Consider the following 13,903-nt stretch of genomic DNA (forward strand, 5'->3'; position numbering starts at 1 on the left):
TTTCGCTTTTGAGCAACTTTCTGCGCAGCAGAATGGGTCTGCATTTTCAAGGAATCAGGAACGCCGGAACTATGGATTTTTATTTTTCCCGTTTTGAAGATCGTCGTCCTCCGGAGCCGCTAACAACACCGCGTTGGGTAATGATGACCTGGCAGGTGTTAGCGGTCGCGGCGCTTATTCTGGGTGCCAATTATATTTACTGGCGCTGGACCGCCTCCCTGAATACTGACGCATTATGGTATGCCATACCGCTGGTTCTCGCCGAAACCCTGGCCTGGATCGGCACCGTGCTGTTTACCATCAATTTATGGAAAGAACAGGACCCTCCCCAGTGCCCGCCGCCCGGCGAGATTAACGAATGCCTGGCACCTGAGGAGGCCGTAGAACCTCGTCCCGTTAAGGTGGATCTCTTCATTGCCACCTACTCCGAAGACACCGAGCTGGTCAGGCTTTCCATCCGCGACGCCCTGAAGATGGAATACCCGTTCCCGATTGACTACCGCATCCACGTGCTTGATGACGGCCGCCGTCCTGAGATGAAAGCCGTCTGCGAAGAGGAAGGCGTTAACTATATCACTCGCCAGACCAACATCGGCTTTAAGGCCGGCAACCTGCGCAACGGCCTTGAGCAAACCGACGGCGATTTTATTGTCATCTGCGACGCCGATACGCGGGTATTTCCAACCCTTCTCAGCCATACGCTGGGCTATTTCCGCGACCCGGACGTGGCCTGGGTGCAGACGCCGCAGTGGTTTTTCGATCTCCCGGAAGGAGAAAGTTTGTCGCGCTGGGGTCAGCGGAAAGCCGGAAAAGTAGGTTATGGCCTGGGCTGGCTGATTCAAAAGTGTGTCGGCCCGGTCACGGTTGGCCGAGACCCGTTTTTTAACGATCCGCGCATGTTCTATGACGTGATCCTGCGGCGGCGCAACTGGGCGAACGCGGCGTTCTGCTGCGGCGCGGCGTCCATCCACCGTCGCGAGGCGGTTATGCAGGCCGCGCTGAGAAGCTACGTCTGGTCCGTCGAAGAGGAAATCCATCGCCATACCCGCGACATCCGCGATGACGAAACGCGGGAAGCGCTGCAGGAGGCGATGCGCCCACACGTGGCGTTTGATACCGAGCTCACCCCCTATAAATTCCACGTCTCGGAAGATATTTACACCTCGGTACTGTTGCACGGTGACACCGCCCGGCGCTGGCGCTCGGTCATGCATCCGCGGGTTGAGTCGAAGATGCTCTCTCCGCAGGATATGCTGACCTGGATGATTCAGCGCTTTAAATACGCCGCCGGTTCGCTCGATATTTTATTCCATGACAATATCTTCAGCCGTCGCCGCTTCAGGCTTTCTCTGCCGCAAACGCTGATGTATGCCACCACTTTCTGGTCGTACATGGCCTGCGTTTGGAACACGATATTTTTGATCTCGCCCATTGTCTATCTGTTCACGGGTATCCCGCCGGTATCCGCCTGGTCGACACCGTTCTACCTCCATTTTCTCCCCTTTTTTATTGTCTCGGAACTGGCCTTTATGTTCGGAACCTGGGGGATATCGGCCTGGGATGGCCGGGCCTCTTACCTCTCCTTCTTTTCCATGAACCTGCGCGCGCTCAATACGGTGCTGCGGGGCGAGCAGATCAAATTTCACGTCACGCCAAAAGAGAGACAGACGGGCCGCTTCCTCTACCTGGTGAAGCCGCAGATTGCCATTGTGGTGCTCACCCTGGCAGGTCTTATCTGGGGAGGAATCCAGGTTGCGCGCGGTCAGGTGGACGATCCTTCCGGCTACGTCATCAATATTTTCTGGGGAGCGGTCAATATCGCCGCCATGCTTCCCCTGATTTTTGCGGCCATGTGGACGCCCGCTGAAGAGGAAGAGGTCACCCAATGAGGATACGTGATGCCCTGCTTTCCGCGCGCAGTTACCTCACCATTTTGCTCGGGTTCCTGCTCGGCTTTGCCGTGGTGGTCTGGGTTGAGAAACAGATGCCTACCCGCGTGGAAAGTAGCGGCGGCATCGCGCTCAGTAAAGACTTCCCACCGCTGCCCGCGAAACGTGCGCTGACCTATGACGAAGCTATCTGGGCGCGGGTAGCCTGGCAATACTACGTAAATAATACCCAGCCGAACGGCCTGGCGAATGCCAGTGATGGCGAGCCCTGGCTGAGCCTCTGGAGCGTGGGAAGTTATCTGTTGGCGACCGCTGCTGCAGAGCAGCTCAACATTATTTCCGCTGCTGAGTTCGACGAGAGGATTAGCACCGCCCTGTTCACGCTCGGGCAGTTACCGCTCAACGCGCAGGGCCTTCCCGCCGCGTATTACCATGCGGATACCCTGAAAATCCTCGGAAAACCCAACGCCTCGGCAATTGGGCTGAGCCGCCTGCTAATGGCGCTGCAGGCCCTTTTGTGGCGCTATCCGCAGCACGCCGCGGCTGTCGACGATCTGATGAGTTTCTGGAACACCAGCGCGCTGATTGAAAATAACGTCCAAAGCCAGGCGGCCGTGCCGCTCCACCACTGGGCGCTGACCGCTGACGAGCAGCGGGACAGCTTTGGCTACCGTCTCTACGCCAGCCATACGCTGCGCCTGATTGACAGCGCGGCGGGCCTTGCGGTCACCAATCCCCCAGAAGGGCAAAAGATGATCGATCTGGATGGAGTGATGGTTCCTGATGAAGGGCTACGTACGCCCTGGGGCAAACAAACCTCTCTGATCAGTCTCCCTTATCTGTTAACCGGTCTTGAGCTGGGCTTTGATGCGCAGAGCGCTGAAATTGCGTGGCGGATTATGCAGATCCAGCAGCGGCGCCATAGCCTGCGCAACCCCAAACCGCCGATCAGCACGGATTATGCCGAACCAGCGCCGGATTACGTTAACGATCTGCCGAACAGACAGCCCGTTCAGTCACGCGCCCTGCGCGATGAAGTGCCGGAGAAGGTGGCGATAGCCTCAACCCGTACCGCGTTTGCCTGGTATGCCCTGTTCCGCAACAGCTGGAGTGAAGCGCTGCGCCAGCAGGTTCTGCCGCTTCAGGTGCCAGGTAAAGGCTGGCAACGAGGGTTGAACCTCAACAACTCCGTCAATACCGTCGTTGATGGCGACACCAATGCCATTGTGCTGGAAAGTTTGTCTTACATCGCGCATGGCCAGATGCTCTGTCTGGCCTGCCTCTACACTTCCCCCTCAGCAGGAGCAACGCCATGAAGCCACGATCCCCGATCCTTTTTCACCTGCTCACGGGAATAACGATCTGCTGGCTGGCGTTATCGACCGTGCGTGCGGACACCGAGCTGCCTGCATCAGGTTACTCCCCGCGCAGCGGAGAGCTGACGGCCAGAGAGATGAGCATCGCGAAAAACGCCTGGCAGTATTTTGTCTCCAACTATCAGCCCACGACGGGCCTGGTGAATGCGGTCAACAAATATCCTTCCACGACCATGTGGGACAGCGCGTCCTATCTGGCGGCCCTGACGGCGGCGCGCGAGCTGGGGATCATTGATAAAGCGGAATTCGATCGCAGGATGCTGAAATTTCTCGCCACGCTGAACACCCTGGTGCTGTTTCGCAACGAGCTGCCCAACAAAGCCTATAACACTATCAGCGGCCAGAAGGTGGACTACACCAACAAGCCCGGCGAAATTGGCTTCTCGGCCCTGGATATCGGGCGGATGCTGGTCTGGCTGAAAATCATCAAAGAGCGTTACCCGGAATACAGCAACAGCATTGATAACGTGGTGCTCGGCTGGGATTTCAGCCATGCGATCGACCCCTGCGGCACGCTGTACGGGGCCTATCTGGAAAATGGTCAGCCGAAGTATGTTCAGGAAGGCAGGCTGGGCTATGAAGAGTACGGCGCGGCGGGCTTTCAGCTCTGGGGCTTTAATACCTGTAAAGCCAGCCGCCCACAGCCTTACGAGCTGGCTGAGATCTACTGCGTGCTGGTCCCGTACGATTCACGTGATCCGCGCGACACCTCTCAGCATAACTATGTTGTGACGGAATCCTACCTGCTCTACGGCCTGGAGTTCGGCTTTGATAAACCGACCGACCGGGATAACGCGCCGCGCGACTACTCCCTGACGTGGATGAAAAACTTTGCCGACCGCGTTTATCAGGCTCAGGAGAACCGCTACACCATTACCGGCGTCCTCACCGCGCGCTCTGAGCACCAGCTCGATAAAGCCCCTTACTTCGTCTATGACACCGTCTTCAGCGACGGGTACAACTGGAACACCATTACCGATAAGGGTCAGTTCGTCCCTAACGCTGCCGCGATTTCACTGAAGGCGGCTCTGGGCATGTGGGTCCTGTGGAACTCGCCTTATACCGACCGCTTGCTGAATACCATTGAGAATGCCAACGAAGAGGGAAAAGGCTACTACGAAGGGCTGTATGAAAACGGCGACGGGCCGATCAAGGAGTTCACCGCGAACAATAACGGCATCATGCTGGAAGCCCTGCTGTTCAAAAAAGAGGGAAAACTGCTGGCCTTCAATACCGACAACCCGAAAAGCAAGGATTTTGCGCCGTCGCTGTGGGATCAAAAGCTGCTCGATCAGTTTGAAGAGAACAACGCCCTGCGCAGCCGCCCGTTCCTTGCCAGCACGCCAGCCGTAAAAAGCTGGTGCGACCGGACCGGCGTCGCGCAGCGCACCAAACCCGCCTGCCAGGCCTGTCAGTGCGCGTCATGCAGCGCGGACGAGCCGGTTAAACTGCCTCCGGTGACTGCACAATGCTTAAAACCATAGCCAGAGGGCTCGCGGGATTACTGCTCGCAGGTGTGGTCATCTTTGCTCTGTTTGGCCATCAGGGGGCTGGCTGGCGCTGGCTAATCAATGGCGGCTGGCACTCCAGCGCGCGTATCGCTGCCCTGACGCCGGAAGAACGGAAATGGGCGGCGATCGCCTGGCGCTATTTCGTCAACAATACCCAGCCGCAAACGGGCCTGGTCAACGGAAGCGACAAACAGCCCCGCGTCACGCTCTGGCAAATGGGCGATACGCTTATAGCCCTGCTGGCGGCAAAAGAGCTGGGGCTGATTGAGGACGCCGAGTATGACGCTCGCTTAACCCGTCTCATGGGCACCCTTAACCGCCTGATGCTGACCGATGCCCGGACGCCGGGCCGACTCTATTCCAGCCAGACGGCGACGCCAGTCGACTTTAGCGGCAAGCCCAGCAAAAACGGCTGGTCCGCGCGCGACATGGCGCGTCTGATGCTCGCCCTGCGCCTTACCGCAGAGCGTGAGCCGCAGTACAGCGAATACCTGGAAAAAATTATCCTGCGCTGGAATTTCTGCCCGGTCATCGACAGCGAAGGCGAGCTATGGTCCTCTTCCCTGCAAAACGGTCAGCCGGTCGTGCGGGAGGAGCTGCGGCTGGGCGAAAGCGAATATGCCGCGACGGCGTTTCATCTGTGGGGATTTTCCCCGGATAAAGCGTTTACGCCCCCTGCACACCACGTCATCATCGCCCAGCGACGCCTTGCCGTTGATGCCCGCGATCCGCGCACCACATGGCAGCCCTCCCTGATAACCACCCTTCCCTATATGCTGCCGGGCCTGGAGTTTGGCTGGGAGCCGGAAGGCGTTGCGGCCGATCTGCAAAAGCGTCTGCACAAGCAGGCGGAAAACGTCTGGCTCAGCCAGAAAAGCCGCTGGGAGACTGATAAGATCCTGACGGCAAGAGCGGATTTTTCACTGCCTCAGGCCCCCTGGCATATACAGGATACGATCTGGGGAAATGGCTATGCCTGGAACTCTGTTGGCGATGATGGACAGGATTACACCCGCTTCGCGCAGGTATCGACAAAAGCGGTTTTTGCGCTGTGGGCACTGTGGGACAGCCCGTACACCGACGTGCTGATGTCAGTGACAAAGCATCTTAACGATCCGCAGAAAGGCTGGTACGAAGGCCGTCTTGAAGCCACAGGCGATACCAACGCTGCGTTAACCCTTTCGACCAATGCCACGGTTCTGGAAGCCCTTTTCTTTAAACACAACGCCGGGCCTCTGTTTGACGTTCGTCGGTCGAAGAAAGAGAGCTACTTTTCACACCGTCTGGCAGAGGAATACACGCCCATCGGGCATTGTCTGCCGGGCGAAAACGCCGTAAGGAGGACGCCGTGAAATTTTACCGCGATCTGTTTGAGTCCAGCCTGAACCGCGTCTTTCCGGATAATGAGAAAACCGCGTTTTTCCAGACGTTCTATGAAACCTTCGTTCATATGTCACCCGAGACGGAGCAGCATTTTTCTCGCCTGCCGGATAGCGAAGGTCAGCAGACGCTGTTTAAGAGTTTCTTCGCCATGCTTGCGGTAGACGGCGCGTTAATCGTGCCTGATTTTCTCGAGCGCCTGGCGCGGGAGCAAAGCGACGACGGCCTCCACCTCCCCCCGCGTTTTTTCGCCCTGTGGCGGGAAGCCATGCTCAACGCGGTGAGCCTGCGCGATCCGCTCTGCGACGATGAGATCCTGACCGCCTGGGCGATGGCCATCGCGCCCGGTCTGGAATACCTGCGTCGACAGGCAGAACTGCACTACCGCGCGTAGGGAGAATCATGATGAGCACATTCACGTACGATCTTAACGCGCTGCCGGCCGCCGTCATGATTTATGACTGCGATGAGCGCCTGCAGGCCTGGAATCACAACGTGGCCCTTTTTTATCCGGTCATCACCCCGTGGCTGAAGGCGGGCACAACGCTTGAAGCGCTGGCGGAACGCTTTATCGATGCTGTTTACAACGTCGACCCCGGCCTGCGCCAGACGCTGCGCGAGTCGGTCGTGCGCAACTGTCGGCAGGATAAACACTGTGAGGTGCGGCAAGTTGGCCAGCGGCGGATCTTCGTCCAGCATCAGCGCCTTGCGGACGGCGGTATTGTCAGCCTGCACAGCGATATTACGGAGCTGGATGAGGCGCAGCGCGCGCGCCACCAGCTGCATGACGATTTTTTGCTGACAGCGGAATCCATTCATATTGGGATCTGGGACTGGCAGGTTTCCGGCGACGCGTTACAGGTTAACGACACGCTGCTTGCCATGCTGGGTCAGTCGCGCACACAGTGGCGATATCCGCTTCAAAAGCTGCTAAACCTTGTTCACCATGACGATCGCCTCATACTACGTGAGGCGCTGCTTGCCTCAAAACAGGAGCATCGCCCGGTCTTTGAATGTGAGATCCGCATGCATCACCCCACCGAAGGACTGCGCTGGATGTTGCTGTCCGGGCAGGTGGTCACGCTCTCCATAGAGGGAAACGCCGAGCGCGTTATTGGCACACTGCAGGATATTACGCGGCGCAAAGAGGCTGAGATTCAGGCGATCGCCTCAGCCCTTGAAGCACAAAAAGCCAATGAGGCCAAAAGCGCATTTCTGGCGAACATGAGTCACGAAATCCGCACCCCGATGAACGGCATTATTGGCATGACCCAGCTGTGTCTTGATACTGCGCTCAGTGCCGATCAGCGCGATTACCTGACGCTGGTGATGAGTTCCGCGCAGTCTTTGCTGCATATCATCAACGATATTCTCGACTTCTCCCGTATTGAAGCAGGCAAAATTGTACTGGATATTGATCCGGTCAATCTTCGTCCCTTCATTCAGACATTAATTCGCCCGCATATGCCGGGCGCGAGCGAAAAAGGCATCGAGCTTCTGGTTGATATTGCGCCCGACGTTCCCGACGTGCTGCTGGTCGATGGCGCCCGGCTGCGTCAAGTGCTAACCAATCTACTGGGTAATGCGCTGAAATTTACGCACCAGGGAGAAGTTATCCTGATAGTTGAATCCGGGAATTCCCCGAATCACTGGCGTTTTCGGGTGCGCGACAGCGGTATTGGCATCCCGGCTGATAAGCAAAAGGCCATTTTTGAAGCCTTCAGCCAGGCGGATAACTCAACCACCCGCCGCTATGGCGGCACGGGGCTCGGGCTAACCATCTCTTCGCGACTGGTTGCGGCGATGGGCGGCGAGTTGACGGTCACCAGCGAGCCGGGGAAAGGCAGCGAATTTTCGTTCGTTCTGCCCCTTGCAACACAGTTTCTTGCCCCGGAGGAACGTCCGCGTAGCCAGCGCTTTAATGGAGAACCCGTGCTGGTGGTGGATGATAACGAAACCAACCTCCGGCTGCTGGCCGCCATGCTGAGCCAGATGGGGCTAAAACCCACCTGCGTCAACAACGCCAGCGAGGCCATCAACCGGGTTAAAGCGAGTGCCTGGCCGCTGATCCTGCTGGATGCGCAGATGCCGGATATGGACGGCGTGTCTCTGGCCCTTGAGCTTTCGGTGCTGCCGCAGATTTCTGAAAGCCATATCATCATGCTGAGCTCCATGAGCCGACATTTTGATATCAATATGCTGAAGCGGATTGGCATCAAAAACTATCTGCATAAGCCTATTGCTCATGACGAGCTGCATCAGGCGATTGCCGCGGAGTTTGAACGTGCGCCGAAGATCGTGGGGGAAACCGCGCCCGCCCCCGTCGCAGCCCCCGGCGCTACGGGGCTGCGGATCCTGCTGGCTGAAGATAATCTGGTTAATCAGAAAGTTGCCGCGCGCCTGCTGGAACGCCTCGGCCATACCTGTCAGATCGTCGATAACGGCGTCGCGCTTCTTGAACGCTGGCGCACGGGCGTGTGGGACGTTTTGCTGATCGATCTTCAGATGCCCGAGATGGACGGCGAGACCGCCATTCGCCTGCTTCGCGAGGAGGAACGCTCCCGGCCAGGACCGACTCAGCCTGCCGTCGCCATGACCGCACACGCCATGCAGGGGGATAAAGAGCGCTGTCTTAACATGGGCTTCGACGGCTACATTGCCAAGCCCATCAGCCAGGAGCGTCTCGCTGAGGAGATAGCTCGCTTGCTCGAGCATCATGATGATTCCTTCGTTTTTCCTGATGAAGCGCGCCTGCTGAAACAGTGCGCTGGCGACCCTGCCCTGGTTCAGGAGCTGCTGGCCCTGTTTGGCGAAGGGCTGGAGGAGGCCATGAAAACCCTTACCCGGGCTATCGACAGCGATGACCGCGAAGCGCTGCGCCGCACGGCCCACAAGCTGCGCGGAGAAGCCGTCACGCTGGATTTCTGGCTGCTCGCCCGTCAGCTGCAGGCGCTGGAGAGCGAGGCGCACACGCAGGACAGGCAACAGCTTGCGACGTTAAACCAGCGTCTTCAAATGGAATCGCAGCGCCTGATGGCGTGGCTCACCGCGCGAGGGGTAAACGAACCATGACCCGTAACTGCGCGCTGATCTTTGCGCTGTTTATTCCACCGCTGGCGGCGAACCCTGTACCGGTCAGCTGGTCACTTGCTGGCACCTGGCGGGTTCAGGACGCCAACTACGGCACGCCTCCTCCCACGTCAGGCTGGCGCGGGCTGAAAGTCCCCGCCAACTGGTACAGCGCTGGGTACGATCATCAGGGCGCGCTGTGGTATAAGCACGCATTTACGCTACCCCTTCAACCGCCCAATGTGATGAGCACCCTAGTGTTTGACGGCGTCGATTACCTTGCCGATGTGACGCTGAACGGCCAGCCGCTGGGTAAGCACGAGGGCTATTTTCAGCGCTTTTCGCTGGATGCCAGCGCCACGTTACAACGTCACAACCAGTTAGTGGTTCGGGTGGATAGCCCTTACGAAGATCCGCACAAGGTCTGGCCGCTGCATAAAACGGTCATGAAGGGGATTCTTAATCAGCATGATACGCGTCCCGGCGGTGCCTGGTCGCCGGAAGGACAGGACGCCAACTCTGGCGGCATTTGGGCACCGGTCAGGCTGCATCTGAGCCGGGGCGCTACCCTGGATGAAATCATCCTTCGACCTGACTGGTCGCAGGGGCTGAAAAGCCCTGCACTGAAGGCTGAAATTCGCTATCGCGCACTCGGGAAGGTACGGGCTACCGCGCAACTCACCGCCACGCCCGCCAATTTCAGCGGCAAACGCTTCCAGGCAGATTTTCCGGTTACGCTGGAAAACGGCGCCCATTCCGCACGTGTTACTCTGCCCATGCCTGCGGCAAAACTGTGGTGGCCGATCGGCACCGGGAAACCCCATCTGTACACGGTTCGCGTCTCATTACGGGATGAAAAAGGGTTAATGGATACGGCGGTAACCCGCACCGGACTGCGCAAGATCGTTGAGCAGCCAGACAACAAAGGCTGGCTCATTAACGACCGGCGCCTTTTTGTTAAGGGCAGTAATTACATTGGCTCTCCCTGGCTCAGCACCATGACGCGAGAGAAATATCGCCGCGATCTTCGTCTGGTGAAAGCCATGAACGCCAACGCCATACGAGTGCATGGTCACGTTGCCGGACGTGCGCTGTATGACGTTGCCGATGAGATGGGCATGATGATCTGGCAGGACGTTCCGCTGCAGTGGGGCTATGACAACAGCGATGCCTTTACGGAAAATGCCGTCCGGCAGACGCGCGAGATGATTGAACAATTCGGTAATTCCCCCGCTATAATCGTCTGGGGCGGTCATAACGAACCACCCTGGAACTCACCCTGGATGGAAAAACGTTTCCCGGACTGGAATAAGGACCTGAACCGCGCGCTTACGCAAAAGGTGGCGGATACGCTTGCCGAAGATAGCTCCCGCATCGTGCATCGTTTTTCCGCTGTTGAGGAACATTACTGGGCAGGCTGGTATTTCGGTACCCTGCGCGACCTGCTTACTCCGGCCAAAACGGGGATCATCACCGAGTTCGGCGCGCAGGCGCTGCCCCGCTTGTCCACGCTAAAAACCATCATCCCGGCGTCGTCTCTCTGGCCAAAAACCACCGCCGCCGACGATCCCGGCTGGACCGTATGGAAATATCATAATTTTCAGCCCTTCCAGACTTTTAAGTTTGCCGGTATACCGCGCGGGCAAAATATTCGGGAGATGATTCACAATACTCAGGCGTACCAGTCTCAGCTGCTCGCCACGGCGGCGGAAAGCTATCGACGACAGCGATACCAGCCCGTTACGGCCCTGTTCCACTTTATGTTTGTCGAAACCTGGCCCTCCATCAACTGGGGCGTGGTGGATTACCTGCGTAAACCCAAGACCGGGTATTATGCGTTACAACGCGCCTACCAGCCGATTCTGCCGTCCATTGAACCGGTCACCGTCCAGTGGCAATCCGGCGCGGTGGCGACGGTGCGTCTGTGGGCCATCAACGACACCTGGAAACCGTGCCGCGAATGCCGTCTGAGCTGGCACATCAGCCAGGGCGATAAGGTGCTGACAAAAGGCTCGATGACGAAGACGATCGCCGCCGACTCGGGGGCAATGGTAAAAGCGCTTACGGCAACGCCCGTGAGCCAGGACAACGTATCTATTCGGTTTACGATTGAAAACAACGCGGGAAAAATTGTCGGTGAAAATCAGCGAACGGAGTCCGTCATAAAGTAAGCGAGGGGAAAAGGGAAATTGCCGCTTCCCCTGCTTTCTTGTACCCTTTCATCGGTAACTCCACCCCCACAAAAATTGAGACATCCGGACACCTATGACTGCACACGTTTCCAAAGATCCTTTGCATGGCGTCACGCTGGAGATGATGGTCAACGCCCTGGTCGCGAAATATGGCTGGAGCGAGTTGGGTGACCGCATCAAAATTAACTGTTTCAGAAAAGATCCCAGCGTTAAATCGAGCCTGAAATTTCTGCGCCGTACCCAGTGGGCACGCGCGGAGGTCGAAGCCCTGTATCTGGATTCCCTCCACGACGAGGGACATAAAGAACAGGAGGCGCCCGCCTTTAATCCCTGGGCTAACAGTCGGATTATCAAGAGCTAATACGCAAATGACGCGACACGTAAAACGGATCGGTGCGCTGGCTGGCTGCGCACTTTTACTTGTAAGCTGCTCCTCAAAACCACCAAAATCATTAGTTACCCCGCTCCCCACCGTCAGCAAACCGACCCAACAGGCAAACGAGCCAATGCGCGGGATCTGGCTGGCGACCGTCTCTCGCCTCGACTGGCCGCCGTTGGCATCGGTGAATGGCACCAGCGCTGACCAGCGCATCGCAATGCAAAAGCAGGCGCTTATCGCCAAGCTCGATAACCTTAAACACCTTGGGATTAACACGGTATTTTTCCAGGTAAAGCCGGATAGCACGGCACTCTGGTCATCAAAAATATTACCGTGGTCAGATATGCTGACGGGCAACATCGGCGAATATCCGGGATACGATCCGCTTCAGTTTATGCTGGATGAAGCGCACAAGCGCGGTATGAAAGTCCATGCCTGGTTCAACCCGTACCGCGTGTCGACCAACACGAAGCCGTCAACCATCGCTGCCCTGAACCGGACGGCGTATCAGACCCCGTCGAGCGTCTATGTCCAGCACCCGGAGTGGGTACGCGTCTCGGGCGATCGCTTCGTACTCGATCCCGGCATTCCGGAAGTGCGCGACTGGATAACCCGTGTCGTCACGGAAGTCGTGGCGAACTACCCGATAGACGGCGTGCAGTTTGATGATTACTTTTATGCTGAATCACCGGGATCCGCACTGAATGATTCTCAGACTTACCGGCAGTACGGACAGGGATTTGCCTCTAAGGCCGACTGGCGAAGACACAACACGCATCAGCTGATCGTCCAGGTTTCCCGCGCGATAAAACAAACCAAACCCGACGTTGAGTTTGGCGTCAGCCCGGCTGGCGTGTGGCGTAACCGCTCCTTTGACCCGGCAGGCTCGGACACCCGGGGTGCCGCCGCCTATGATGAATCCTACGCCGATACGCGTCAGTGGGTGCAGCAGGGCCTGCTGGACTACATCGCCCCGCAAATTTACTGGCCCTTCTCCCGGGATGCCGCGCGCTATGACGTGCTGACCAAATGGTGGGCCGACGTCGTGAAGCCGACCCACACGCGTCTGTACATCGGCATCGCGTTCTACAAAGTGGGCGAACCGTCGAAAAATGAGCCGGACTGGACGGTTCAGGGCGGCGTGCCGGAACTGAAAAAACAGCTCGATCTCAATGATTCACTGCCCAACGTCAACGGCACCATCCTGTTCCGGGAAGATTACCTGAACAAGCCGCAGACGCAGCAGGCGGTCAACTATCTCAAAGGACGCTGGGGTAGCTAACCGGACGGCCGGGCAGAAACGTCCTGTTTCTGCCTGCGTTCTTTACGGCTTCGGCCCGAACATCGCTTCAAGCTGCTGCGCGTCCGGCATCCCGACAACCTGCTGCAGCTCGTTTTCCGCGTTCATATAGTAAATGGCCGGGGTGGCGTTGGCCCCCAGACTGTCCATCAGCGCCTGGTGTTTCTGCAGGATCGCTACCGTTTCGCGAGACCCTTCCCCCTCAGGCTTCGGTAACTTTTTGCCACCGGAGAGCTCGTACTCGCGCCAGGCCGAGACCGGATCTTTCGCATTCAGGATCGCGGCAGCGTTACGTCCGCTGTTAGGGTTAAGAAACGCCACCAGCAGCGTATTCAGCTGGACCTTGCCCGCCTTGACCCACGGCTGCGCCTCTGACCAGAACTGCTTGCAGTACGGACAGAACGGATCGGCGAAGACGAAGACTTTGCGCGGCGCGTTATCCGCCCCTTCCTTCAGGGGATGCGCCGCGTTGAGCGTCTTCCACATTTCGCGTCCCATCGGGGCATAGATCTCTTTCTGGAAATACCCCTCGCTGAGGTTTTTCCCTTTGTCATCGTACAGATAGCCCGAAATCACGTGCTTGCCGTCCGGGGTTAAAAAGAGCGTCACCCCCATGTCCTGATATTGCCCCAGCCAGGCCGGCGCGCCGCCGGGAGCATCCAGCTTCTTGATGATTGTAATGTTCTGCTGCTCACTGAAGTGCTTAACCACATCCGGTATAGCGTCAGCAGCCTGGACCAGCCCTGAGGTCGCCAGTGCCGAAAGTAACAGTAATTTTTTCATATCCCTCTCCGGTTTATCGGGGGC

Annotated in this window: 10 protein-coding genes; 9 read left to right on the top strand and 1 reads right to left on the bottom strand. The window is 57.7% G+C overall.

The window, feature by feature from the left end; genetic code table 11:
• Positions 1-71: 71 nt before the first annotated feature.
• The 9 genes from ABFI50_RS20265 (at position 72) to ABFI50_RS20305 (ending at position 13,078) form a co-directional block, all read left to right on the top strand.
• Positions 72-1,889, top strand: a complete 1,818-nt coding sequence (locus ABFI50_RS20265; RefSeq protein WP_248216544.1) for a cellulose synthase catalytic subunit — start codon at positions 72-74, stop codon at positions 1,887-1,889.
• Complete coding sequence (locus ABFI50_RS20270; RefSeq protein WP_347484923.1) at positions 1,886-3,205, top strand: DUF3131 domain-containing protein; 1,320 nt, start codon at positions 1,886-1,888, stop codon at positions 3,203-3,205. The genes ABFI50_RS20265 and ABFI50_RS20270 overlap by 4 nt, the downstream gene beginning before the upstream one ends.
• Positions 3,202-4,749 (top strand): DUF3131 domain-containing protein, encoded by a 1,548-nt coding sequence (locus ABFI50_RS20275; RefSeq protein WP_248216548.1) that lies wholly within the window; start codon positions 3,202-3,204, stop codon positions 4,747-4,749. The genes ABFI50_RS20270 and ABFI50_RS20275 overlap by 4 nt, the downstream gene beginning before the upstream one ends.
• Positions 4,734-6,128, top strand: a complete 1,395-nt coding sequence (locus ABFI50_RS20280; protein WP_347484925.1) for a DUF3131 domain-containing protein — start codon at positions 4,734-4,736, stop codon at positions 6,126-6,128. Before ABFI50_RS20275 ends, ABFI50_RS20280 begins: the two co-directional genes overlap by 16 nt.
• Positions 6,125-6,550 carry a globin gene (locus tag ABFI50_RS20285; RefSeq protein ID WP_248216553.1) on the top strand — a complete coding sequence of 142 codons (426 nt, stop codon included), beginning with the start codon at positions 6,125-6,127 and terminating at the stop codon, positions 6,548-6,550. The genes ABFI50_RS20280 and ABFI50_RS20285 overlap by 4 nt, the downstream gene beginning before the upstream one ends.
• An 8-nt stretch (positions 6,551-6,558) precedes the next feature.
• Entirely contained in the window at positions 6,559-9,228 is a 2,670-nt protein-coding gene (locus tag ABFI50_RS20290) for a response regulator (RefSeq protein ID WP_165765161.1), read from the top strand.
• Positions 9,225-11,396, top strand: a complete 2,172-nt coding sequence (locus ABFI50_RS20295; protein WP_347484927.1) for a glycoside hydrolase family 2 TIM barrel-domain containing protein — start codon at positions 9,225-9,227, stop codon at positions 11,394-11,396. Before ABFI50_RS20290 ends, ABFI50_RS20295 begins: the two co-directional genes overlap by 4 nt.
• Positions 11,397-11,490: 94 nt before the next feature.
• Positions 11,491-11,778 (top strand): VF530 family protein, encoded by a 288-nt coding sequence (locus ABFI50_RS20300; RefSeq protein WP_248216558.1) that lies wholly within the window; start codon positions 11,491-11,493, stop codon positions 11,776-11,778.
• Between the two features lie 7 nt (positions 11,779-11,785).
• Positions 11,786-13,078, top strand: coding sequence for a glycoside hydrolase family 10 protein (locus ABFI50_RS20305; RefSeq protein ID WP_248216560.1), 1,293 nt, complete (start codon positions 11,786-11,788; stop codon positions 13,076-13,078).
• Positions 13,079-13,120: 42 nt separating this feature from the next.
• Here ABFI50_RS20305 and dsbG read toward each other — a convergent pair whose 3' ends face one another.
• Entirely contained in the window at positions 13,121-13,879 is a 759-nt protein-coding gene (dsbG, locus tag ABFI50_RS20310; RefSeq protein WP_014883877.1) for a thiol:disulfide interchange protein DsbG, read from the bottom strand.
• Between the last annotated feature and the right edge of the window lie 24 nt (positions 13,880-13,903).

Source organism: Enterobacter sp. HNDS-6, from assembly GCF_039850505.1.
GTDB lineage: Bacteria > Pseudomonadota > Gammaproteobacteria > Enterobacterales > Enterobacteriaceae > Enterobacter > Enterobacter kobei.

What these genes read in the sequence shown, in the direction of transcription:
- ABFI50_RS20265 (WP_248216544.1), top strand. Translation starts at nt 72, where the DNA reads ATGGATTTTTATTTTTCCCGTTTTGAAGATCGTCGTCCTCCGGAGCCG.
- ABFI50_RS20270 (WP_347484923.1), top strand. Translation starts at nt 1,886, where the DNA reads ATGAGGATACGTGATGCCCTGCTTTCCGCGCGCAGTTACCTCACCATT.
- ABFI50_RS20275 (WP_248216548.1), top strand. Translation starts at nt 3,202, where the DNA reads ATGAAGCCACGATCCCCGATCCTTTTTCACCTGCTCACGGGAATAACG.
- ABFI50_RS20280 (WP_347484925.1), top strand. Translation starts at nt 4,734, where the DNA reads ATGCTTAAAACCATAGCCAGAGGGCTCGCGGGATTACTGCTCGCAGGT.
- ABFI50_RS20290 (WP_165765161.1), top strand. Translation starts at nt 6,559, where the DNA reads ATGATGAGCACATTCACGTACGATCTTAACGCGCTGCCGGCCGCCGTC.
- ABFI50_RS20295 (WP_347484927.1), top strand. Translation starts at nt 9,225, where the DNA reads ATGACCCGTAACTGCGCGCTGATCTTTGCGCTGTTTATTCCACCGCTG.
- ABFI50_RS20300 (WP_248216558.1), top strand. Translation starts at nt 11,491, where the DNA reads ATGACTGCACACGTTTCCAAAGATCCTTTGCATGGCGTCACGCTGGAG.
- ABFI50_RS20305 (WP_248216560.1), top strand. Translation starts at nt 11,786, where the DNA reads ATGACGCGACACGTAAAACGGATCGGTGCGCTGGCTGGCTGCGCACTT.
- dsbG (WP_014883877.1), bottom strand. Translation starts at nt 13,879, where the DNA reads ATGAAAAAATTACTGTTACTTTCGGCACTGGCGACCTCAGGGCTGGTC.